At 36.3% G+C, this 22,189-nt stretch carries 20 protein-coding genes; 2 read left to right on the forward strand and 18 right to left on the reverse strand.

Features of this window, described 5'->3' with window-relative positions; genetic code table 11:
* Window positions 1-1,134 precede the first annotated feature (1,134 nt).
* The 5 genes from EV200_RS21120 to map all read right to left on the reverse strand — a co-directional run bounded on the left by EV200_RS21120 (window position 1,135) and on the right by map (window position 8,800).
* Window positions 1,135-2,835, reverse strand: coding sequence for a TonB-dependent receptor (locus EV200_RS21120; RefSeq protein WP_229676894.1), 1,701 nt, complete (start codon window positions 2,833-2,835; stop codon window positions 1,135-1,137).
* 1 nt (window position 2,836) lies between these two features.
* Window positions 2,837-5,860 carry a tetratricopeptide repeat protein gene (locus tag EV200_RS21125; RefSeq protein WP_132536365.1) on the reverse strand — a complete coding sequence of 1,008 codons (3,024 nt, stop codon included), beginning with the start codon at window positions 5,858-5,860 and terminating at the stop codon, window positions 2,837-2,839.
* 527 nt (window positions 5,861-6,387) lie between these two features.
* Window positions 6,388-7,317, reverse strand: a complete 930-nt coding sequence (locus EV200_RS21130; protein WP_109932580.1) for an aspartate carbamoyltransferase catalytic subunit — start codon at window positions 7,315-7,317, stop codon at window positions 6,388-6,390.
* Window positions 7,318-7,410: 93 nt separating this feature from the next.
* Window positions 7,411-7,965, reverse strand: a complete 555-nt coding sequence (gene pyrR / locus EV200_RS21135) for a bifunctional pyr operon transcriptional regulator/uracil phosphoribosyltransferase PyrR (RefSeq protein ID WP_132536367.1) — start codon at window positions 7,963-7,965, stop codon at window positions 7,411-7,413.
* 70 nt (window positions 7,966-8,035) lie between these two features.
* Window positions 8,036-8,800: a type I methionyl aminopeptidase gene (gene map, locus EV200_RS21140; RefSeq protein ID WP_132536369.1), complete on the reverse strand. Its 765-nt coding sequence runs from the start codon at window positions 8,798-8,800 to the stop codon at window positions 8,036-8,038.
* A 68-nt stretch (window positions 8,801-8,868) separates the two neighbouring features.
* Here map and EV200_RS21145 point away from each other — a divergent pair, with 68 nt between their 5' ends.
* The gene (locus EV200_RS21145; protein ID WP_132536371.1) at window positions 8,869-9,273 is read left to right on the forward strand and encodes a thiol-disulfide oxidoreductase DCC family protein; all 405 of its coding nucleotides are present in this window, start codon (window positions 8,869-8,871) and stop codon (window positions 9,271-9,273) included.
* Here the strand turns inward: EV200_RS21145 and EV200_RS21150 are convergent.
* The 3 genes from EV200_RS21150 to EV200_RS21160 form a co-directional block, all read right to left on the reverse strand.
* Complete coding sequence (locus tag EV200_RS21150; protein WP_132536373.1) at window positions 9,264-9,470, reverse strand: hypothetical protein; 207 nt, start codon at window positions 9,468-9,470, stop codon at window positions 9,264-9,266. The two genes, EV200_RS21145 and EV200_RS21150, sit on opposite strands and share 10 nt — an antisense overlap.
* A gap of 110 nt (window positions 9,471-9,580) precedes the next feature.
* Window positions 9,581-9,955 (reverse strand): DUF779 domain-containing protein, encoded by a 375-nt coding sequence (locus tag EV200_RS21155; protein ID WP_132536375.1) that lies wholly within the window; start codon window positions 9,953-9,955, stop codon window positions 9,581-9,583.
* A 101-nt stretch (window positions 9,956-10,056) separates the two neighbouring features.
* Window positions 10,057-11,562 carry an aldehyde dehydrogenase family protein gene (locus EV200_RS21160; RefSeq protein WP_132536377.1) on the reverse strand — a complete coding sequence of 502 codons (1,506 nt, stop codon included), beginning with the start codon at window positions 11,560-11,562 and terminating at the stop codon, window positions 10,057-10,059.
* Window positions 11,563-11,812: 250 nt separating this feature from the next.
* On the opposite strand from EV200_RS21160, the gene EV200_RS21165 reads away from it, so the two are divergent.
* Window positions 11,813-12,739 carry a helix-turn-helix transcriptional regulator gene (locus EV200_RS21165; RefSeq protein ID WP_132536379.1) on the forward strand — a complete coding sequence of 309 codons (927 nt, stop codon included), beginning with the start codon at window positions 11,813-11,815 and terminating at the stop codon, window positions 12,737-12,739.
* Here EV200_RS21165 and EV200_RS21170 read toward each other — a convergent pair.
* The 10 genes from EV200_RS21170 to EV200_RS21215 form a co-directional block, all read right to left on the reverse strand.
* Window positions 12,728-13,327 (reverse strand): hypothetical protein, encoded by a 600-nt coding sequence (locus EV200_RS21170; protein ID WP_132536381.1) that lies wholly within the window; start codon window positions 13,325-13,327, stop codon window positions 12,728-12,730. The genes EV200_RS21165 and EV200_RS21170 overlap by 12 nt on opposite strands.
* Window position 13,328: 1 nt before the next feature.
* The gene (locus EV200_RS21175) at window positions 13,329-13,805 is read right to left on the reverse strand and encodes an RNA polymerase sigma factor (RefSeq protein WP_132536383.1); all 477 of its coding nucleotides are present in this window, start codon (window positions 13,803-13,805) and stop codon (window positions 13,329-13,331) included.
* A 12-nt stretch (window positions 13,806-13,817) separates the two neighbouring features.
* Window positions 13,818-13,997: a hypothetical protein gene (locus EV200_RS21180; protein WP_132536385.1), complete on the reverse strand. Its 180-nt coding sequence runs from the start codon at window positions 13,995-13,997 to the stop codon at window positions 13,818-13,820.
* A gap of 67 nt (window positions 13,998-14,064) precedes the next feature.
* Window positions 14,065-15,732, reverse strand: a complete 1,668-nt coding sequence (locus EV200_RS21185) for a beta-N-acetylhexosaminidase (protein WP_132536387.1) — start codon at window positions 15,730-15,732, stop codon at window positions 14,065-14,067.
* A gap of 149 nt (window positions 15,733-15,881) precedes the next feature.
* Window positions 15,882-17,816, reverse strand: coding sequence for a 30S ribosomal protein S1 (gene rpsA / locus EV200_RS21190; RefSeq protein WP_029288947.1), 1,935 nt, complete (start codon window positions 17,814-17,816; stop codon window positions 15,882-15,884).
* 314 nt (window positions 17,817-18,130) lie between these two features.
* Complete coding sequence (locus EV200_RS21195; protein ID WP_132536389.1) at window positions 18,131-18,460, reverse strand: type II toxin-antitoxin system RelE/ParE family toxin; 330 nt, start codon at window positions 18,458-18,460, stop codon at window positions 18,131-18,133.
* Window positions 18,450-18,656, reverse strand: coding sequence for a hypothetical protein (locus tag EV200_RS21200; protein WP_132536391.1), 207 nt, complete (start codon window positions 18,654-18,656; stop codon window positions 18,450-18,452). The genes EV200_RS21195 and EV200_RS21200 overlap by 11 nt, the downstream gene beginning before the upstream one ends.
* Window positions 18,657-18,683: 27 nt before the next feature.
* On the reverse strand, window positions 18,684-19,664 hold the full coding sequence (locus EV200_RS21205; RefSeq protein ID WP_132536393.1) for an SH3 domain-containing protein: 981 nt from the start codon (window positions 19,662-19,664) through the stop codon (window positions 18,684-18,686).
* A gap of 128 nt (window positions 19,665-19,792) precedes the next feature.
* Window positions 19,793-21,298: a TPM domain-containing protein gene (locus EV200_RS21210; RefSeq protein WP_132536395.1), complete on the reverse strand. Its 1,506-nt coding sequence runs from the start codon at window positions 21,296-21,298 to the stop codon at window positions 19,793-19,795.
* 25 nt (window positions 21,299-21,323) lie between these two features.
* Window positions 21,324-22,154: a 3-keto-disaccharide hydrolase gene (locus tag EV200_RS21215; protein WP_132536397.1), complete on the reverse strand. Its 831-nt coding sequence runs from the start codon at window positions 22,152-22,154 to the stop codon at window positions 21,324-21,326.
* Window positions 22,155-22,189 lie beyond the last annotated feature (35 nt).

Raw genomic sequence — 22,189 nt, forward strand, 5'->3', positions numbered from 1 at the left:
ACTTTATATCATCAACTGCAAAGCTTATGTTGCCTACTGCAAACCTTATGTTACTTAAGCAAAGTTTGAATAGATGCAGAACCTACAATGAAGGTTTTTTCTTTAGGTCCTGAATCAAGTTCAGGATGACGATCGCTTTAACCCACCATTCATACAAATGCGAAAAAAGGTTCGGTGTTGAACGAAGTTGGTGGGTAGAAACGCAGGGATCCTTCGTGCCTCAGGATGACAGCAAGGAGGGAAAGTTACTACACGCCTGAATTAGCGCTTTGAAATCTGCACTATGCTATCTGCACCCTGCTATCCGGCCTAGGAGATGATGGAAGGAGAAGCCGTTGAAATTTTTGCACCTCCGTTCAAGTCCCTCCACAACCCAAGGTAGCGCAAACGGCTCTTAAAATAAAATCTTTTATTCAAAATGAATCGAGCCCTTGTGCTACCGCCATTTAAATTTCGACGCGCTAATCCGACATCAGATCCAAGCCTTGATTTTTTGCTTCTTTGTTATCAAGAACAAAGAAGAAGCCCTTCGGCGGTCGACCTGTACCGATTTTTCATCAGTTGCCGAGGCAAGCCAGCGCCGCGGGAAAACGCCCTTATCTGCATAAAGACAATTTCCTAAGGAGGGAAAGAGCATAGAAAAGAGCATTCTTCTTACCTCGCGATCGAAACCTGCTATTTCCACCCTGTTATCCGGCATAATAGTTTCTGTTCGGAATGAAGTCAGTAGATTAAAACGCAGGGATCCTTCGTGCCTCAGGATGACAATCCTGCTATTTCCACCGTACTATCCGGCCTAGGAGATGATGGAAGGAGAAGCCGTTGAAATTTTTGCACCTCCGTTCAAATCCCTCCACAACCCAAGGTAGCGCAAACGGCTCTTAAGATAAATCTTTTTATTAAAAATGAATCGAGCCCTTGTGCTACCGCCATTTAAATTTCGACGCGCTAATCCGACATCAGATCCAAGCCTTGATTTTTTGCTTCTTTGTTATCAAGAACAAAGAAGAAGCGGAAAAAACGGCACCTTTCCCAAATATGCCGAGCCCTTTCATTTACAGGCCAAAAGGCTACCAAAAAAAAGAGGCGGTATCATTATGATACCGCCTCTTTTTGATAAATGCTACCGCCTATTTAAAATGAATAAGTTAATCCACCGAAAACGTTGAAACCATTCACCTGATAGTATAAATAGCGGTTGTACTTGCTATTCAAAATATTATTGGCTTTTGCGAAAACTGAGAATTTATTATTAATTCTATAATCTGCACCTAAACCTAAATCAACAAAACCCTTTACGGTAACAATAGATTCAATTGCAGTATTAGGCACTAAATATTGTAATGGATTAACCGGAGCAGCTGTATATACTTTAGCCTTCAAATCATCCTGAACCACCACGGCAGCATTAAAACTTAACTTTTTGTTGTAAGTATAAACGAAATTAGAACTTACCTTCAAACCAGGTTTAAACCATGAATAAGTCTCCTGAGCAGGTTTCCAATCGTCAAGGTTTAATTTTCCAGTCCATTTTAAAGCATCGCTCACTTGTACCGAAATTTCACCCTCTATTCCGGTGAGCTTAGTTTTACCGAAATCATAAATCACATCGAATTTATTGAAGTCAGTAAAGTTGTTGACGAACAATGGCATATCATCAAACTGCTTCATGTAAACCCTTGCTTTGTAACCAAAACCAGGTCCACCCGTGCCTTTAATTCCGGCACTGAAACTTAATTTTTCTACGGTATTTTTGATTAGGATATTGCTATTTAACCATGGATTTTCATCCGTAAAACCTTTCAATGAATTTCTGTTCACATCACCTTTTACTTCTCCAAAAACCTGTAAATAATCTGGAATCAAGGTGAAATCTGCAGTAACAGCAGGGAAGATTCTGGTGCTGCTAAATGCGCCAAACTCCTGAACAAAATTAACACCAGCAGTAACTTTAGCACCTTTTACCTGTAAACGAATGTATGGATTTAAACGAAGCAGGTTATTGCCTACACTGGTTAAAGCATCTTTCGTACTTCCAAATTCAGTTGAGGCAGCTAAACCCAAATTGAATGAGCTGATGCGTTTATTCAGATAACCATTCAAGGTTAAATAACTTTCCTTCGCTTCAAACTTGTCTCCCCAGATATATCCATTGGCCTTTAATGCGTAACTTAAGGCATCCTGATCTTCAGTGTAGTTCTTCACCAATTCACCTTCAAGCTCCACAAAAGTTAATGCCTGTTTTTGTGGATTTGGATTTAAAGTAGGTCTGGTATCATCAATTCCATAGAAATAAGTGCCGTTACGCTCTACATTAATTCGTCCACTCACGGTATGTGTATCCATGATGCTGCGGCCAAAAACACTCAGTTGTTGGTTACTGCTATTTTGCTTGTTCAAGCTTCCTTCCTGACTGAAATGTTTAAAATATCCACCAAGTTGTAAAGCCTCATCCTTCCCCGTGTTAAAATAGGCTTCGCCCAGTAAAGTAGACTGAGAACCAAACGCACCTTTAACATAATTATTGATTAAGACACTTTCCTTTTCATCCGCTACAGCCTGTGCCTGTAACTTTTGGATATCGCTGTTTAATTCAAGCTTTCTATCCGTAATACTGTAATTAAGCTTCGCTTTATAGATTTTAACATCATCCAGATTCGGGCTTCTTCTTAATTTTACTGCTTCAGCCAAAATGGGTTTATACGGACGAACTACTTCAATTTCTTCGTTAACTACTGCCTTTTCCTCTGCTTTTTTTTCCTGCGCCTGCACAGTCATTAATCCTGCAGCTAAAAAAAACAGTGAACTATATATATATTTAATCGACTTCATCATCTTACTTCTTCTGGTTTAATTTTTCTAGTTTCTCTTTGGCTGTTGGGATAATATCATCCTTGCCTTCGTAATTATCAATGATACTTAGCAGTGTACTTTTTGCCTGTAAGTTATCTTTCAACGCAACATAGTTATCAGATAAAAGGATAAAAGCTTTCGCTACCCAATAATCATAAGATGCCATATTGTTAACCAGGTCGAAACATGTTTTCGAAGATGTTTTATAATCACCTTTATTGTATTCTACCAATGCAAGGTTGTACTTGGCTTCTGCTGCGGCAACCGTTTTGGTTTTGGCCACCACATTTTTAAATGCAGTTACGGCGCTTGTAGTATCACCTTTTAACAAATAGGCTTTACCAGAGAATAAACCAGAACTATTTTTTTCTTCCTCAGATGCTTTTTCCGATTCTTTAGTCAGTTGCGCATATTTAAGCATATCATCAGGCATGTTTAAAGCCGTATAAGCTTTTAACAAGTTATTGATGGCAAAACTATAATGTGATTTGTAATCAGTAGTGGTTTCCAGTCGTTTTAAATAAACAATGGCTTCGTTATATTTTTTCTGATTAAGGAACAACTGAGAAATACTCACTAAAGAACGTTCTGTATAATCACTTGTCCAATCGTTTAAAATAAATTCATAATCAGGAATGGCCTCATCAGGGCGATTTAATTTCACTAATGATTCTGCCCTGATAAATTTAGCCTCCTTCTCATGAATTGATTTAGGGAATTTATCAAAGTAAGCATTAACCGCCTGGAAGGCTCCGCTAAAGTCGCCTTTTAAATATAAATTATTGGCTGCGGCGAAAATGATATTATCCTGCTCAGTGTTTGAATAATTTCCAAGCGAAGTAGTGTTTGCATAAGTAATGAAACCATTGGCATCACCACGATCGATGTAGATGTTTTTGATGGATTCCATTGCCTGTTTAGATTCATCAACAGCAGGATATTCTGTCACTACCTTTTTAAATGACTCTAAGGCAGCATCATCCTGATCCTGATTATATTGAACCAAACCAATGGTTACCAAAGCTTTTGGTACGTAACTGCTTCGCGGATATTTGGCTACCAAAGCCACTAAATCTGATTTTGATTTATCGAAATCGCCTTTGTTGAAATAAGTATAGGCCGTTTCGAATCCAGCATCATCAGCGTAGTTTGAGTTTGGAAACTGAGATAACAAGCTTTGCATGGTAGCAATTTTTGCATCGTATTGTGTTTCCAATCCCTGGATCATCCCTTTTTGGAAAGTCGCATAATCTTCAGAAGAAGTGTGTCTGCTGATAATTTTATTATAGTTGCTCATCGCCTGACCATAACTCTTATTTACAAAATAAGAATCGGCTAAGCGGATCGTCGCATCATCTATGGTTTTCTGGTCTTTGTCATTTCCAGCTAAGAATTTTTCGAAATAATTAGCGGCTTTGCTGTATTTCTCATCTTCAAATGCTGCATAAGCCAATGCATAATTGGCGAAATTATAAACACCAGTTTTGTCTGCATCAGGCATTTTTAAGAACTTCTCAAAGGTAGAAACTGCTTCACCGAATTTACGCAGTTCATACATTGATTCCGCTTTCCAGTAAGTGTTTAAGGCATAGATTTCATTATCTTCAGGATATTTATCTGAACGCAAAAACATGGATAAGGCATTAGGGAAAGCCCTTTCATTATAAAATTCCAAACCGCGGAAATAAGTAACTTTTTGATATGCCTCTCTGGCTTCTAAAGTTTTATCAGGAATAGGCTCTAAAATATCAACTGCTGCCTGGTAATTTTTAGTGGTTAATAAAACTTCACCCAATAAGGTTTTAGCTTCATTGATTTTACGTGATTTTGGAAATGCTTTTAAAAAGCCCTGAGTGGCTTCTAATGCTTGCTGATGGAAATCCAGTTCATAACTTAACTTGGCATAGCTTAACCAGGCTTCTTCCTGAATGCCTTTATCAAAATCTAAACGTGAAGCCCTGAAGAATGCACTTTGTGCTTTTTGTTTATTACCCAGCTGTATAAAAGCTTTACCCAAGGTGTGCATCCCGTTTTGAAGATAGACATCATCTGTGTTTAGCTTTTCTAAAACGGCTACAGATTCTTTATATTTTTTATTCTGAAGAAGTGAATAGCCATACTGATAAATAAATAGGTTGTTTTTAGTTTCGCTTTTATCCTGAGCATAAAATTCAGCAAAATATTTTTCAGCATTTTTAAAATCTGATTTAGCAAAATAAGATGCCGCAACCAAACTTAACATTTCAGGTTCGAACTGCTGTTTTGTTTTTTGAATCGATTCCAATGCATAGCTGATTACGTCATCGTAGCGTTCATCCAGGTAATACATTGAAGTGATGTAATAAGGATAACTCGCTTCATAAGTGGGTGAACCTTTCAGCTTCTCAAAGTTTGCAAGTGCCGTTTTGTATTCCTTATTCAAGTAATTGATATAGGCAAAATAGTAAGTAGCACTTTCCTGGAAATCCCCCTCTTCTTTTTTAACCTGCTCAAATAAAGGTTCAGCTTTATCGTATTGCTTTAATTCGAAATAAGAATAGCCCTGTTTAAACTGGTATTCATTTCTTTGCTTCGCAGAAAGGGTAGAAGGATCTGTTTTTTCGAACCACTCTAACGCTTTTTGATAATTTTTCTGACCAAAATAGGTTTTACCTACATAAAAATATGCCAGTTTGGTATTGGGGTTTAGCGGATAATCACGGATAAAAGCCTGAAATAAACTTTCAGCATCACTATTTGTTAATTCCAGCGCACAAACTGCCGCATAAAATTTTGCATTCTCTTTTAAAAGGGATAATTCTGCATTGCTCTCTGTTTGGGTAGAAGGTTTAAGCCGTTGTTGCTCAACCAATTTAAATTGTTGTGCAGCTGCAGTGTATTTTTCTTTGTCTAATAATTCTAAGCCCGTTTGATAGTTTTTATTGAGGTTTTGCACGGCACTAACTTGTGCATACGAGCCAAAACTTCCTGCCAAAAGTAGCGGAATTAATAAGTATTTTTTTTTCATTATTCTATATCTTTTTCATTGGTAATGATGCCGCCTTAATCCATTATCGCAAGCGTTTAAGGTTACAACGGCCCCATTGGTTTCAAATATGGTTGGTACTAAATTAGAAATAGTCTCGGTGTTTATCAACATAAGTAATTAACATCTGTTAATAACACACTTTAACGAAGGGTTTATTAAATTGGTATGGAAGAAATTAGAATGTGGAAAAAAGTAGTTCAGTGGTTCACTTGTTCAGTTGTCATTAGTACCGCCGCATCCAGCATTGCAGGATGGTCTTTTCCCAACAAAGCTTGCTTGCAGCAGGCAAGCTTTATTGCATTGGTTAGTTATTAAAATCTGTTAACTGTTTCTGAGGAGTTCATTTTATCACCGTACAATGATAATAACCAAAGAACAAAGTCCAATAAAGAATGATCAATACACTACACCAGACTTTTCAACACGGAGAAATGAACAATTATTAATGCGCCATGTTAGTCTATGCACCCTGCACTAATGAACAAATGACAAATAAACTAATTAACCTATCCCTGGCTGGCCAATAGATAAAGCACCGCCATTCTTACCGCCACACCATTTTCTACTTGTTCTAAAATGATAGATTGTTTGCTGTCGGCAACATCGCTGGTAATCTCCACACCCCGGTTAATCGGGCCTGGGTGCATAACAATAATTTCTTTATCTAGATTATCCAGGATTTGTTTGTTCAGTCCATACATCATGGCATATTCCCGTAATGATGGGAAATATTTAATATCCTGACGTTCTAATTGAATGCGGAGCATGTTAGCCACATCACACCAGTTTAAGGCTTTGATAAGGTTATGTTCTACCTTAACGCCAAGTTGATGAATGTGTTTCGGAATTAAGGTTGTGGGACCACAAACCATCACTTCGGCGCCTAAACGTTGCAGGCAAAGAATATTAGAAATGGCCACTCTAGAATGTAGAATGTCACCAACGATCACTACCTTTTTTCCGGCAACATCACCCAGCTTCTGGCGGATGGAAAAAGCATCAAGCAAGGCCTGTGTTGGGTGTTCATGTGCACCATCACCCGCATTTACAATTTGCGCCTTAACATGTTTGCTTAAAAACTGACCAGCACCTGCATAAGGATGGCGCATGACCACCATATCCACCTTCATTGAAAGGATATTGTTCACGGTGTCAATCAGCGTTTCACCTTTACTTACCGAAGAGGAAGAAGCGGCAAAATTAACCACATCCGCAGAAAGTCTTTTTTCTGCTAATTCGAAAGAAAGTTTTGTTCGTGTTGAGTTTTCGAAAAAGATATTGGCAATGGTAATGTCCCGAAGTGAAGGAACCTTTTTGATCGGTCTGTTAATCACCTCCTTAAAATTATCTGCAGTCTCGAAAATTAATTCAATATCATTCCGGTTAATATCTTTAATGCCTAAAAGATGTCGGGTTGATAATTTGTCTGCTGCCATTTTCTATATTATTGTTTTTTATCTGTGTATTATAATGTTATTAACTGTCAGATAGAGCTTCCTTGCCAAAATACCCTCTGTAAGCGTTTATGCTTATTTTGGCGAGGGCGGTTCGGATAATAAAATTACTTTATCTTCTGCTCCTTCACTTGCCCAGGTAACTTTAACCTGCTGAGAATTTAAGCTATCTACCACATGGCCGGTATAATCTGGCTCTATTGGTAAATGCCTGCTAAATCTGCGGTCGATTAAAACCAGCAGTTCTACCTTTTCCGGACGACCGTAAGCCAATAAGGCATCCAGTGCTGCACGGATGGTTCTCCCTGTCCAAAGTACATCATCAATCAGGATCACTTTTTTACCTTCGATAATAAAATCGATAGAATTACTGCTCGCAGTTACCAAACCATCTTTCCGGCGGAAATCATCTCTGAAAAAAGTAATATCAAGGTTTCCCTTTAAAAGTTTCTTGTTTTTAAGAATTTGCTGGAGTTCCTGGTGAATCCGATCGGCCAAAAATATGCCTCTTGGCTGGATACCAATAAGCACAGTATTCGAGAAATCGTCATGGTTTTCAATTAACTGATGGCAAAGCCGCTTAATTGTAATCTGAATTTTTTGTCCGTCAAAGATTGTTTTCTTTTGCATTGAAGAAGGATTGGGCAAATATAGAAAAATGTTTTAAGGTTGGGAAGTTGAATTTGAAAATAGCTGATCGTTAAATCCAAATGTCGTTTTCTGCAGTTAAAATCAGTGGTTTATCACCGGTAATTAATATGGTATGTTCATGTTGGGCAACGAATCCGCCCTTATTTCCAACAAGCGTCCAACCATCTTTTTGGGTTTCAGCAATGCTGGATGCCGTAGAAATGAATGTTTCTACCGCCACAGTAGTGTTTTTTCTAAACCTGTCGAAATTATAACGATCGTAGAAATTGGCAATTTCATGTGGTGCTTCATGCAGGCTTCGGCCCACGCCATGCCCAGTTAAGTTTTTAATGACCCTGAAACCTGATTTTCTGGCTTCCGTTTCAATTAAACGACCAATTTCTGAAATTTTAACACCACCTTTTATCTGATTAATTGCCTTTTTAAGAATCTTTTTGGAAGCATCAACTAATAAATGATGTTGGTGTAAATCTTCACCTAAAACAAAAGAACCACCATTATCTGACCAAAAACCATTTAACTCAGCTGAAACGTCTACATTCACTAAATCACCCTCCTTTAATATTTTTTTATCAGAAGGGATGCCATGTGCGACTTCGTTGTTTACGCTAATGCATGTCCACCCTGGAAATTGATAAGTTAATCTGGGTGCAGATTTAGCACCTAAATCTTGTAATATCTCACCACCAAAATCATCTAGTTGCTTAGTAGAAATACCCGGTTTTGCGAAATTGCGCATTTCCTTAAGCGTGTAGGCAACTGCTTTGCTTACACGTTTCATTCCGAATAATTCCTCTTCTGTAGTGATTGACATAGGCTTTTTATTTTTGCTAAAATTAGCGTTTTAGCTTTTAGTTTAATAAATTGAATAGCTTTGTGACAATGATATCGAAAAATCCTGTAATTTTTTTTGATGGTGTTTGTAATCTCTGTAACGCATCCGTACAGTTTGCAATTGAACGCGATAAGAAGAATATTTTTAGGTTTACGGCTTTACAGGGTGAATATGCAAAAAAGACTTTGCCTCAGTTTAATGTAGATTTAAATAAAGTTAATTCGATTGTGTTGGTGGAAAATGAAGAACTCTACACTAAATCATCAGCAGCTTTAAGAATAGCACGCAAGTTGAATGGATTATGGCCTATGCTCTATATTTTCATCATCATTCCAAAATTTATTAGAGATTGGGTTTATGATTTTGTTGCTAAAAACCGCTATAAGTGGTGGGGAAGGCAGGAGAGTTGCTGGGTGCCAACTCCCGAGTTAAGGCAAAAATTCTACGATTGATTTTGCTCTTGATTATTCCTTGGTTTCCAAAGCCAAAGCGTTAAAATAATAAGTGGAATGGAGATGCTCAGGGCAATTACAATAAATATACTGCGTTGTTTTACAATATCTGCTTCATCGGTAATGAAAATATTAACGGTTTCTTTTAAAACAAATAAGGTGAGGATGGTGCAAACGACTGCAAATATTTTACGCATGATTGAAATTTGAACAAAGATTGCATAATTTTTTAAAAAGATTCATCAGAAAATAAAATTCAACGGAATGATTCTAAACTGACTTCCATCTCATTTCGCAAAAAAAAATGTTAATCTGCTGTTTTTACATCCGCTAAGTTTTGTAATTCCGCTGCTGAAAAAAGGCGATAGTGGATTTTAAAAGTTTTTTGTAAAGGCGTTTCTAATGAAAACCCGCCAACACCAAAGCCATCTAAAACATCTAAAGTAAAATGTGAGTATTTCCAATATTCAAATAAATCTCGATCTACCCAAAATTCACAACCTTCTATTTCGCCTAAACACACATCATTCATGCGTAAGTAGTAACCACCTTTTTCGAAGCATTGAGGTTGAGTGCCTTCACAGCATCCCCCGGCTTGATAAAACATGAGCTCGCCATGCTTTTCTTTTAGCGTTGCGATCAGCTCTTTTGCTTCTTTAGTACTATCAATTCTGCTTACCATGATTCAATATTTATAATTTCATTAATAAGCCGCAGCTGAGATTTTCACTCAACTGCGGCATTCTTACAATCAACGGGGAATTAGCAATGTTGTTCTACAAATTAAAAGAAACCTAATTTATTTTTATCGTAAGAGATTAACATGTTTTTTGTCTGGCGGTAATGTCCCAACATCATCTTATGGTTTTCTCTACCCACGCCTGATTGTTTATACCCTCCGAATGGTGCTCCGGCAGGATAAGAATGGTATTGATTTACCCAAACACGACCAGCCTGAATGGCTCTGGGAACTTGATAAAGCTCGTGCGCATCCCTGGTCCAAACCCCAGCCCCCAAACCATAAAGCGTATCATTAGCGATTTCAATAGCCTCTTCTACTGTTTTAAAGGTCGTTACGGCTAACACAGGTCCGAAAATTTCTTCCTGGAAAATTCTCATTTTGTTATGGCCTTTGAAAATGGTTGGTTTGATGTAATAGCCGGTTTCCAATTCGCCTTCCAGCTTATTTACCTCGCCACCAGTTAATACTTCTGCACCTTCCTCTTTTCCTAATTTGATATATTGAGCAATCTTTTCGTATTGAATTTTTGAAGCCTGTGCACCCATCATTACGGTTGGGTCTAAAGGACTACCGATTTTGATGGCTTCAGTTCTTTCAATTACTTTTGCTATAAATTTTTCATAAATGTCTTCCTGAATCAACAAGCGTGATGGACAAGTACAGATTTCGCCCTGATTTAAGGCAAACATTACCGCGCCTTCTACAGCTTTATCCAAAAAAGCATCATCTTCATCCATTACTGAACTAAAGAATACATTAGGCGATTTACCGCCTAATTCTAAGGTTACAGGAATAATATTTTCAGTGGCATATTGCATCACCAATCTGCCGGTAGGCGTAGAACCTGTGAATGCAGCTTTGGAAATTTTTGGATTGGTAACCAAAGCACGACCTAGTTCTGCACCAAAACCATTCACTACATTTATAACACCTGGAGGCAATAAATCGCCAATCAACTCCATTAAAACCATGATAGAAATTGGCGTGCTTTCAGCAGGTTTCAGTACCACACAGTTACCTGCGGCCAGGGCAGGAGCCAGCTTCCAGATTCCCATTAAAAGTGGAAAGTTCCATGGAATGATTTGGGCCACCACACCAATAGGCTCGTGTACGATTAGCGAAACAGTATTGGCATCCAATTCTGAAAGTGATCCTTCTTCTGCTCGGATTACTCCTGCAAAATACCGGAAATGATCAATGCCTAAAGGTAAATCAGCTGCCAAGGTTTCTCTCACGGCTTTTCCGTTATCTATGGTTTCAACGGTAGCAAGGTATTCTAAATTATCTTCCATGCGTTGCGCAATCTTATTCAGAATAATGCTCCTTTCAGTTGAGGAGGTTTTGCTCCAGGTTTTGAAAGCCTCATGCGCAGCATTTACCGCCAGTTCTAAATCTTCTTTGGTAGAATGAGCGGCTTTAGTGAAAACTTTTCCATCAATCGGGGAGATGTTATCGAAATAGGCACCTTTAACTGGTGCTAAAAATTTTCCGTCGATATAATTGTCGTAATGGGATTTGAATGATGGTCTTTCTATTAAATTTGCCATAATTATGATTTTTAAGGTTGAAAAATATCACTGATGTTTTAAAAGATTTTCAATTCTGATAAAATTATCCCGTCATATTTTTCGTGACTAAAAGATTTGGTTATCACAAACCTAATGGCAAATCTGTTTGTAGAGGTAGTATAATTGCATCAAGTAATAGCATTATTGTTGCAGTCTATGTAACCTTTGTGAAATACTTATCGATATATTTGAGTAATCAGCAATGCGCTCTAACCAAATCTTTATCGTTATGCCACATATATTAGATCAGGTCAGTTTAAGTAAAACCGAAAAATTACAAACATTAGTTGAGAACAGAACTTCATATACTTTATCACATTGTGAATTAAACGTATTTGAAACCTATGCCGAATCTTACCTGGTGCCACTAACTTTTAATGATTTCGTAATTACAAGTATGCTGCGAGGCAAAAAGGTTATGCACCTCTTTGACAAAAAAGGATTTGATTATTTTCCAGGACAAACGGTGATTGTTCCGCCTTCAGTAACCATGAAAATTGATTTTCCAGAAGCAAGCCAGCTTAGTCCAACACAATGTATAGCACTGGCCATAGATCAGGATCAGATTAAAAAAACAATAGCATACCTGAATGAATTTTTTCCGAAGGAGGGAAGCAATGAAAAGTGGTTATTAAATTACGATGAATATCATTTTTACAACAATGAAGAAATTGCCTATCTCATTAATAAAGTAATCAGAATTTGTTCAGAAGGAGCAAAGGAAAAAGATGTTTTGGCAGATTTAACTTTGAAAGAACTCTTAGTGAGGATTATGCAAACACAAAACCTTAAAACCATTAGCGATGAAAGCTATAATCTTAATCAAAACCCACTGGCCTTTGTATTGAATTATATAAAATCAAATTTGGGGGAGAAAATTAGCATTAAGAATTTAAGTGATAAAGCCTGTATGAGCAGAGCAAGTTTTTACAGGCTATTTAAACGAGAGTTAGGCATTAGTCCGAATGATTTTATTTTGGCTGAGAAAATAAATAGAGCGAAGATTCTACTGGCTCAATCTGGTGATAAAGTAGCTTCAATTAGTTACGAATTGGGATTTAGTGATGCCAATCATTTTATCAGAACTTTTAAAAAAGCTGTTGGAATGACACCTGGTACCTACCAGTTACAAATGACCAAAAAGCTAATTCATTAAATCGTTAATCTTTTTGTTAAGTTCTTTTAAGGGTTTAGAAAAAATGTTATCGTTCATTTTTTTTGCCAAATAGATTAATGGAATACCCATTAGCGAAACAAGAATCAATTGAAGAAAAAAATGTGGTAAGGATAATACCATATCAAAAGTTTCATATACATATAAACGATATGCAAGTAATCCAATAGGGCCTGAAAGCGGTATGAAGATATATCCGAAAATATTTTCAACCTTTAAAATTCTCTTAATTGCCTTGAGATTATCTGATAGGACTTGCTTTAAGTCAGTGTTATAGTTAATGCCTGTTTTTATTTTATTAAAGTCTTTAATACTAAAGGCTCTTGAAATTTCATAGATTATGAAAATGCCGAGTAATAAAAACTTTAAATCTCCTTTAACAACAAATGCCATAGCTAAAACTGGTAAATCAATAATTCTAATCCACCTTAGTTTCCATTTCAGTTTAAATATCAAGTCTTGCAAAAGATGATGTGATTTTTCGTCAATAGTGATATTCGCAATATTTATATGATCTGCTTTTGAGTTGAATTCAACGCTTAAGTTTTGCCATTCCTGTTCTAAATTCATATTACTTTCCGGTTAAAAGTGTAGTCAATTGTTGTTTAATTCGGTGTAGTTTAACGTTTGTGCTATTTCTCGAAATGCCTGTCATTTCGCTTATTTCTGTATTGGTAAATCCATCAAGGTGAAGCATAATTATACCTCGATCTATTTCGGATAATTGTTTAATGCAACGGTAAAGCCAATCGGCACGTTCAGAAAGTTCCGGAGGTTCGAAATAAGAGTTAAATTCATCATGATCCCTGATTTGGGTTAGCTTCTTCTGTTTGCTTAAAAATGAAAGTGACACGTTTAAACTTATTTTGTAAAGCCAGGTAGAAAATTTAGCCTCACCTTTGAAACGCGGATAAGCACTCCAGCTTTGGGAAATAATTTCCTGATATAAATCTTTACGATCTTCATCGTTGTCGGCATAAAGGTTTACCATTTTATAGATAATGCCTTTATGCTCCTCCAATTTTTCCAGATAAGATTTTTCAATCATTTTAGATATTCCTTATCTGCTTTTTGATAAACGATTGTTTTTAAATTCTTTCTGGTACTGATAAATTACCCTAACTAAAGATATTACTGCTAATGTGAGTAGAAAATACTTAATATAGATAGGCGTAGCCTGAAGACTGGCTACAATAAGAAAAAATCCTATTAAGCCAAATTTTGAGTTTCTGTTATCCATTGCTTTTTTTTAAATTATGTGAACAGTTAGTAAGCAATGCATGTTAAAAAATTACAGGAAATGAAAATTAATTTTCGAGATACCTTTTTGAATAAGTGATACCCATTAAATCGTATCGTTTAAATTGAATTCTTAATCTTTTTTGGAAATCGGTATAATTCCGTTTTTCTTTAGGGCTCCATAAAATTTCGCTTAAGGCATCTAATCGCGGAAAGAGCTGGTATTGAACTTTCGCTGGATTAGTAATATACTCACTCCATAAACAACCTTGTCCGCCCCAAATGTATTTAGCCTGTTCGTTGTTTAATTCAGCAGGTATTGGTTCGTAATTGTAAACATTAATAAGCAAAGAGGCTTTACCTGCCGTTAAACTGTCTTCTTTAATAAATTGAGCATGGTTAAAGTAAAGTTTATCTTCTGGCGTCATAATGGCTTTATGTTGTTGCTTAGCAGCTTCCATACCGCCTTTTTCTCCTTGCCAGCTCATCACTACGGCATTTGGAGCCAATCCACCCTGCAAAATCTCGTTCCAGCCGATAATGGTTTTACCTTTACTGTTCACAAATTTTTCCATTCTTCTAATGAAATAACTTTGTAACTCACTTTCATTTTTTAAACCGTTCGCTTTAATAATTTGTTGAGAAACCGCAGATTGTTTCCACCAAATTTTAGATGCTTCATCGCCACCGATGTGGATATAGGGTGAGGGAAATAATGCCATCACTTCCGTTAAAACATTTTCGAGAAATTTAAAAGTAGTATCAGAAGCTTGAAGTACATTGTTATACTTATTCATCATACCCCAGGTTTGGGCAACTTCATATTTTTTATTTGGTTCAGTGCCAAGTTCTGGATAAGCTGCTAGTAGAGCCATACTGTGGGCAGGCATTTCTATTTCAGGAATAATGGTGATATAACGTTTAGCGGCATAATCAACTACTTCTTTAATTTGTTCCTGGGTGTAAAAACCACCGTAGCGAATCTCATCAGTTTTAATCTTAGCATCCTTTGGTGTAATTTTTACTTCTGATGACAATACTTGATATTTTATATTTTCATTTCCTTTTCCCGGCCACAAGCCAATAATGCTTCCGTTACGCCATGCGCCGATTTCAGTAAGATTAGGATATTTTTTGATTTCGATTCTCCATCCATGATCATCGGTTAAATGCCAATGAAAATAATTCATTTTATGCAGCGCTAAGTAGTCGATGTACTGTTTTACAAAGGCTACATCAAAAAAATGGCGGCTTACATCGAGGTGCATGCCTCGGTAACCGAAACGGGGATAATCGACAATAGAAACGGCAGGGATTTGAACAGGAAAAGCTTTACGGGAATACGGTAATAGTTGAATTAAAGTTTGGATGCCGTAGAAAATTCCCTTTGGAGATGAAGCACTGATTTGGATTTGTTTATCGTCCGAAGAAAGCTCATACCGATCTGGATTTACGGTTTTGATCGCGTTTATTTCCAGTTTGATGATGTTACCTTTTTTATTGAAAGTACTATCTCCGCCGATTACGATTCCATAATATTTTAAAATATAATCTTTGAGATAGGTGATGCTGTTAATTAGCGAGTCTGGCGCAATAATCTGCGTGTTTTGGTCAATAGTAAATGGTACAATCTTTTGTTTTATATCAAGTTTAACCGGTAGCGGAATAATATTTACTTCCTGGGCAGAAAGATTTAATGCAAATAAGGTTAGAAACAAAAAGATAAATTTCTTCATAACAAGGGTTGATAAGTCCTGTCAAAAGTAATAATTATAGGCGGATGAATATTTAAACCTATCAGTTTTTAAAAAACTGATAGGTTTGGCTGCAAAAAAAAATCCCGATAACTTTCGCTATCGGGATTAAATTTATCAGTTAAAAAGAACTAGCCTTTTTTAGCTTTGCTTTCTTCGCCTTCTAATTGCGATTTCAATTGAGCCAATACGTCTAAGTCTCCTAAAGTAGATTTCTCTACAGAATCTTTAACTTTTTTAACCGCAGTTACAGCAGCTTTAGCTTCTTTTTTCTTAGCATTTCTTTCTTCTGCTACAGCTTCAGCTTTAACCTCTTCCCAGATACGGGCGTGAGATACTACGATACGTTTAGCTTCTTTGTTAAACTCAATGATTTTGAAGTCGTTAGTTTCTTCAGCTTTAACTGAAGTACCGTCTTCTTTAACCATGTGTTTAGTTGGCACGAAACCTTCTACACCATATGGTAAAGCAATCACAGCGCCTTTATCAGTTACTTTTACAACAGTACCTTGGTGAACCGAATCTAAAGTAAAGATCGTTTCGAAAGTATCCCAAGGGTTTTCTTCTAATTGTTTGTGACCTAAGCTTAATTTACGGTTATCAACGTCTAATTCTAAAACAACAACGTCTAATACATCACCAACTTTAGTGAATTCATTAGGGTGGTTTACTTTTTTAGACCAAGATAAATCAGAGATGTGGATTAAACCATCAATACCTTCTTCGATTTCAACAAAAACACCGAAGTTAGTCATGTTTTTAACAGTAGCCTGGTGCTTGCTTCCAACTGGGAATTTAGCAGCTACTTCTTGCCATGGATCGTTAGATAATTGTTTAATACCTAAGCTCATTTTGCGTTCGTCTCTATCTAAAGTTAAAACTTCAGCTTCGATCTCATCACCAACTTTTAAGAATTCTTGTGGATTTCTTAAGTTTTGTGACCAGCTCATTTCAGAAACGTGGATTAAACCTTCAACACCTGGGATGATTTCTAAGAAAGCACCGTAATCTGCAACAGTTACGATTTTTCCTTTTACTTTAGAACCAACAGCTAAGTTAGCATCTAAATTCTCCCAAGGGTGTGGAGTTAATTGTTTTAAGCCTAAAGCGATACGTTTTTTCTCATCATCGAAATCTAAAACAACAACGTTGATTTTTTCATCTAATGATAATACTTCTTTTGGATGCTCTATGCGGCCCCAAGAAATATCAGTAATGTGAAGTAAACCATCAACACCACCTAAATCGATGAACACACCGAAATCAGTAATATTTTTAACAGTACCTTCTAATACTTGTCCTTTTTCTAATTTAGAAACGATTTCAACTTTTTGGCTTTCTAAATCGTCTTCAATTAACACTTTATGAGAAACTACTACGTTTTTAAACTCATGGTTAATTTTAACAACTTTAAATTCCATTGTTTTACCCACGTATACATCGTAATCGCGGATAGGTTTAATATCAATCTGAGATCCTGGTAAGAAAGCCTCAACGCCCATGATGTCAACAATTAAACCACCTTTAGTACGGCTCTTAACGAAACCATTGATGATTCTATCATTTTCAAGCGCCTCATTAATTGCTTCCCATGATCTTTGTGTTTTTGCTCTTTTGCGGGAAAGGATCAACTGACCGTTAGCATCTTCTGGTGCTTCAACGAAAACGTCAACTGAATCACCGATTTTAAGATCTGGTGTATCACGGAACTCTGAAGTAGAAACTAAACCGTCTGATTTAAAACCAACGTTTAATACTACATCTTTGTTGTTAATTGAAACAACAATACCGCTGATGATTTCACCTTTAGTGATCTGATTGAAGGTTCCAGCATACATGTCCTCAAACTTTTTACGGTCTGCATCATTGTAATTGCCGAAAACTTTTTCATCTGCATCCCAGTCGAAATCTTCGGTTGGTGTTGCTAATGATGATTTGATCGATTCGATCGAAACTGAATCAGCTTCTGATTCAATCGTTTCTTTTTCAGTCAGGCGTCCGCCTTCTCCCTGAAGTTCAGCTGTTTTTGCTGCTAATTCTTTTTCTGCTACTTGTTTTTTAGCCATTAATTAATTATCTCCTTTTTCCCCTATTTAGGGACTGCAAAGGTAAAAATTTTTTAATTAATAGAAAAGATTTTTTTAATAAATGTTGCTGATTTTTAGGTTATTAAGATTCTACTAGTCGCCATGCTGAATTTATTTCAGCATCTGAATCGTAAAATTCAAATAACATTAATGCGATTTTTCTCAATTATTTAGAAATGAGTGTGCGTTAATTATTTGGACGTAGCAGTCCCATTATTGCTAATAGTCCTCGCTGTGCTATATGCTATTCGCTCTAACGGGTTTAAATTGATAAATATGCTAAAGCAGAAAAGTTATCCTGATATTTCTTTTAATAGCTCGAGAAGCTCCTTATCAGAAATGTTATCTTGCTCAGATTTATCATAAATGGAAAGTAGATAAACTGTGGACTCAGTGATTATAAAGTTTGTAATAACTCTGGCTCCGCCTGATTTGCCTTTACCTTTGGATGTAATTGCAATTCGAATTTTAAAGCAGTTTTTGCCAATAGGAGTACCTATCGCGGGGTTTTTTTCTAAATCATCGAATAAGACAGCTAAATCCGCCTTTAGTGAATGATATTTCTTTGAAAGTTTTTTAAGCTCCCTTCTGAAACTAGGAACTGCTATAACATCATAATTCATCAAGCAGCTGCTTTGCTGGTATTCCTTCCAATTTACCCTGCTTGATCAATTTAAGTTCTTCAACGGCTTCTTTTATTTCTGCTATTAAAAGATCCTTAGGCTCAATAATTTTTTTAGCTTTAACATAAGGAATGCTATTCAGCACATCCAATAAAGAAGATGCTTTGTGATCTGGAATCTCTAATAATACTTTCATAATACCAAATATACAAATTTTATAGCCCTACTTCTTTGTAAAAGTTCCCCTGGTAAATCCTTCTCCAACCAAGGTTTGTTCATCTCTAATCAATAGTAAGATCATATTTTGCTGATCATAAAGTTTGATCATGTCTCCTTCAATAACATACTTTGCTTTAAAGGTAGAATCCGTGTAAGTGTCTTTTACTAATACAGAATCTTGAGTGCCAAAATCGAAGGTTTTATATTGTGTATCACTATCACTGACATAAGTTCCTGAAACTTTTTTTGGCTGTATAAAAGTAACAAAGCAAAAATAAACAACCACCAGAACTACTATTGCAGAAATGCCAATCAGTATTTTATTCTGATTGGAATATTTAAAGATAAAATAAAGAATAGTGCCAAAAACCAGTGCAACTATAGCGAAAAGAATAATATTAGAATAATCTTTAGCAATTTTTGGTACTTCAACAGAAACACCTGTTTTTGCAGCAACAGGTTTAGTAATTGGCGAAACCCTAACCAAAAATGACTTACTTACCCAACCTTCGCCATTACTTACTTTAATTTTATAATAACTGTTATTTGTAGAATCAATTACAGCTACATTTTCATTTTCAGGTAAATATCCGGTTATCTTACTCTTAGCATCAGCCTTTTCCCTTACTCTCAGGTTATCGGTAGTTACCCGATAAATCACATCTGCTGTAGAACTGGTTGTTGCATTTGGTGTAGGTGCATTCGCTTGAGGTACTGCTGGTTTTGTAACCGAAGTTTTTTGAATAAAATCTTTACTTGCCCAGCCTTCACGTTTTTTTATTTTAACCTTATAGAATTTCGCATTCGTGGTGTCTAAAACCTCAACCTTTCCATTTTGCATAATGGAGCCTATAACCTTACTTTTAGGGTTATTGGTTTCTCTAACCCGTAATTCATCAGCCGTTACACGATAGGTATCTTGAGCACTAACACGGCTGGAGAAAATAAAAAGGGCAATTAATATAAAGAAAATTCTATTCATCATAATGGGATTCTGCAATCAGTTTTAAAGGGTGATAGGATAACGACGCAAAGCGCAAACATCGTGCTAAGCAAGTCAAAATTAGGAAATACTTTTAATTAGGCATAGAAAACAGTTAAAATGTCGTTTAGCTACCAACTTCCTCCGCTGCCACCGCCGCTACTGCTACCGCCACCCCAGCTACTCGAGGAAGACGAAGAACTGCTGCTACTGCTAGATGAAGATGATCCCGATGATGAACTTGACTCCACCAGCATGGCCAATGTTATCCATCTGATAAACTCAGTTTTTTTGCAGAAGCTACACTCATTAATGATCTTGGCTTGCCCTTCATGGCTATAAGTTGCAGATTTAGTTGTGATTTTTTTATTTAGTTTGTAAGTTTTAAATCCGCAAGCCGGACACTCCAAAAATTTGTCAAATTCTTCAGCAGGCCACTGTTTTATAATATGTTCTGTTTTGCCTTTATTTTCCCAAATGTCGTAATCATAAACTTTCTCCTTTTCTTCTTTACGTTGGCCGGGTGTTAAATAAGGAGTTCCCTCTATATTAATATCCCTGTCAACACGGGTCATCTCCTCGTTTTTGCTATCTAAAACAGGCTTAAAACGATCATTAGTTTTAGTACTCTTGATCAGATGTCTGATGATGGCAATGATGATAAGCGGAGAAAAAAAGATCAGCCACCAGTTTTTCTGATGAAAAGCCTTAACTGCATTAAAGAAATTTTTATCGTCCTGATGTTGATTTCTGATGGAGGCAATGAAAAACAAATACCTGAAGAAAAGCATGATGGACAAAATAATGAAAGCAATAATAGGTATTTGGGCTAGTTTTATTTTTTCAATAAGATCGAACCCTCCGAAAAATACAATAGCGAATACTAAAAGGAAACCAAAAAAAATAAAGCCGGCACAGCCTTTTATAAGAGCGGGATCATAACTTTCCTGTTTTGAAGATTTTGATTTCTTTTCTTTTTTAGACTGCCTGTTTACGATTTTAAAAATCGCCCAAAAGCCTAAAATGATGAGCAGCATGGGAATCCAAAACTTTCCCAATGAACTATTGCTTTCTTTTTGGGTGAAGAATTGATTGAGTTCAGAATTGTTTTCTGGCTTCAAAATGATTACGCCAAGTGCATCAATGGTATTGATAATGCCAGTGCCAAAATTATTTTCTCTAAAAGCTGGAATAAGATTTTTTTCTGCGATGTGTTTAAGTTTCACATCCGGTAGAACACCTTCAACTCCGGTGCCCGTAATAAATCGATATTTGCGTCTGTCTTTAGCAATAAATAAAAGTAAACCGTTATTACTGGTTTTTGAGCCAATTCCCCAAGTATTAAAAAGGGTGTAGGCAAAGTCAAAATCTTCCTGATCATGGTTGAAATCATTTACAATTACAACAGCCATCTGAACATTGGTTTTACTTTCAAATTCAGATATTTTACTATTAATTTGTAAAATATCATCAGGCGATAATATTTTGTCCGGGTCACTTACCCAACCACCATCTTGTTTTTTCGGATCAGGTATTTCAGTAATTGTATATGCTTTTTGTCCGAAGGCAATTGTAGTTATAAATAAAAATAAAAAAGGAATAAAGTGTCTGATCGAAGAATGGGTTAAGCGCATCATTTATCTAGCAATAAATAGATTAAGGTTACTTTTCTAATAACTGATTGACTACCTGATCAAGTTTCGTTTTATTTTTCAGATAAGGTTCCAGGTCAAAAAGTTGAACAGTTTTAAATTCTATTGGGTGACTTTCACTTTGCAATGAGATATAGCCAGATTTTAAAGGGGTGCCATCAATTTTTATTTTTGGGTCATAATTAGAAACGTTATCACCTCCAATTTGTGGTTTGGTATATTCCAGTACTACCTCTTTATTGATGATGTGTTTAATTACAGAATCTCCAAGAACCAGAAATTCTGCAGTAACCCATTGATCTCCGGAATATGTTTTCGACTTTGAATCTAAACAATGATCGGTAAACAGCTTACCTTGGTAATTAATCAGTGTTCCCGGTGTGCAGACATTACTGGTATGGCGAATATGTTCGCCATCTCCACCTAAAATTTGTGCTTCAATAGAAATGGGAAAATCCTGATTTTTTAACATGGTTGCCGGATTCTGACAGTGCAACATGGCACCGCTATTGCGAATTGCCCAACCTTCTCCGCCCTTGGCTTGGTTGCCAACAAACCGATAAGTTACTTTTAATAAATAAGCAGAAAATGGTTTTTTATAAAAGATATGGCCATATTGTTGATTAAACTCCTGATAGCCATCATAACTCACTTTCATTAAGCTATTTTCTACCCGAAAAGTATTGGCATAATTTTCCTTATAACTATGCTTGGAAATTTTGATGTTCCAGTCTTTTAAATCTTTTCCATTAAAAAGATTGATCCAGCCTTTTTGCGCATGGGCATTAAAAGAAATAATAGTAAAAAATAGAGCAAGTGCGGTTAGGTGTTTTAATTTCATAGTAGCATCATAATTACCACTAAATGTATGAAATT

Origin of the sequence: Pedobacter psychrotolerans (genome assembly GCF_004340665.1) — a bacterium.
Classification (GTDB): domain Bacteria; phylum Bacteroidota; class Bacteroidia; order Sphingobacteriales; family Sphingobacteriaceae; genus Pedobacter; species Pedobacter psychrotolerans.

Excerpts from the sequence above, each read along its gene's own strand:
- EV200_RS21120 (WP_229676894.1), bottom strand. The coding sequence starts at position 2,835 with ATGATGAAGTCGATTAAATATATATATAGTTCACTGTTTTTTTTAGCT.
- EV200_RS21125 (WP_132536365.1), bottom strand. The coding sequence starts at position 5,860 with ATGAAAAAAAAATACTTATTAATTCCGCTACTTTTGGCAGGAAGTTTT.
- EV200_RS21130 (WP_109932580.1), bottom strand. The coding sequence starts at position 7,317 with ATGGCAGCAGACAAATTATCAACCCGACATCTTTTAGGCATTAAAGAT.
- pyrR (WP_132536367.1), bottom strand. The coding sequence starts at position 7,965 with ATGCAAAAGAAAACAATCTTTGACGGACAAAAAATTCAGATTACAATT.
- map (WP_132536369.1), bottom strand. The coding sequence starts at position 8,800 with ATGTCAATCACTACAGAAGAGGAATTATTCGGAATGAAACGTGTAAGC.
- EV200_RS21145 (WP_132536371.1), top strand. The coding sequence starts at position 8,869 with ATGATATCGAAAAATCCTGTAATTTTTTTTGATGGTGTTTGTAATCTC.
- EV200_RS21150 (WP_132536373.1), bottom strand. The coding sequence starts at position 9,470 with ATGCGTAAAATATTTGCAGTCGTTTGCACCATCCTCACCTTATTTGTT.
- EV200_RS21155 (WP_132536375.1), bottom strand. The coding sequence starts at position 9,955 with ATGGTAAGCAGAATTGATAGTACTAAAGAAGCAAAAGAGCTGATCGCA.
- EV200_RS21160 (WP_132536377.1), bottom strand. The coding sequence starts at position 11,562 with ATGGCAAATTTAATAGAAAGACCATCATTCAAATCCCATTACGACAAT.
- EV200_RS21165 (WP_132536379.1), top strand. The coding sequence starts at position 11,813 with ATGCCACATATATTAGATCAGGTCAGTTTAAGTAAAACCGAAAAATTA.
- EV200_RS21170 (WP_132536381.1), bottom strand. The coding sequence starts at position 13,327 with ATGAATTTAGAACAGGAATGGCAAAACTTAAGCGTTGAATTCAACTCA.
- EV200_RS21175 (WP_132536383.1), bottom strand. The coding sequence starts at position 13,805 with ATGATTGAAAAATCTTATCTGGAAAAATTGGAGGAGCATAAAGGCATT.
- EV200_RS21180 (WP_132536385.1), bottom strand. The coding sequence starts at position 13,997 with ATGGATAACAGAAACTCAAAATTTGGCTTAATAGGATTTTTTCTTATT.
- EV200_RS21185 (WP_132536387.1), bottom strand. The coding sequence starts at position 15,732 with ATGAAGAAATTTATCTTTTTGTTTCTAACCTTATTTGCATTAAATCTT.
- rpsA (WP_029288947.1), bottom strand. The coding sequence starts at position 17,816 with ATGGCTAAAAAACAAGTAGCAGAAAAAGAATTAGCAGCAAAAACAGCT.
- EV200_RS21195 (WP_132536389.1), bottom strand. The coding sequence starts at position 18,460 with ATGAATTATGATGTTATAGCAGTTCCTAGTTTCAGAAGGGAGCTTAAA.
- EV200_RS21200 (WP_132536391.1), bottom strand. The coding sequence starts at position 18,656 with ATGAAAGTATTATTAGAGATTCCAGATCACAAAGCATCTTCTTTATTG.
- EV200_RS21205 (WP_132536393.1), bottom strand. The coding sequence starts at position 19,664 with ATGATGAATAGAATTTTCTTTATATTAATTGCCCTTTTTATTTTCTCC.
- EV200_RS21210 (WP_132536395.1), bottom strand. The coding sequence starts at position 21,298 with ATGATGCGCTTAACCCATTCTTCGATCAGACACTTTATTCCTTTTTTA.
- EV200_RS21215 (WP_132536397.1), bottom strand. The coding sequence starts at position 22,154 with ATGAAATTAAAACACCTAACCGCACTTGCTCTATTTTTTACTATTATT.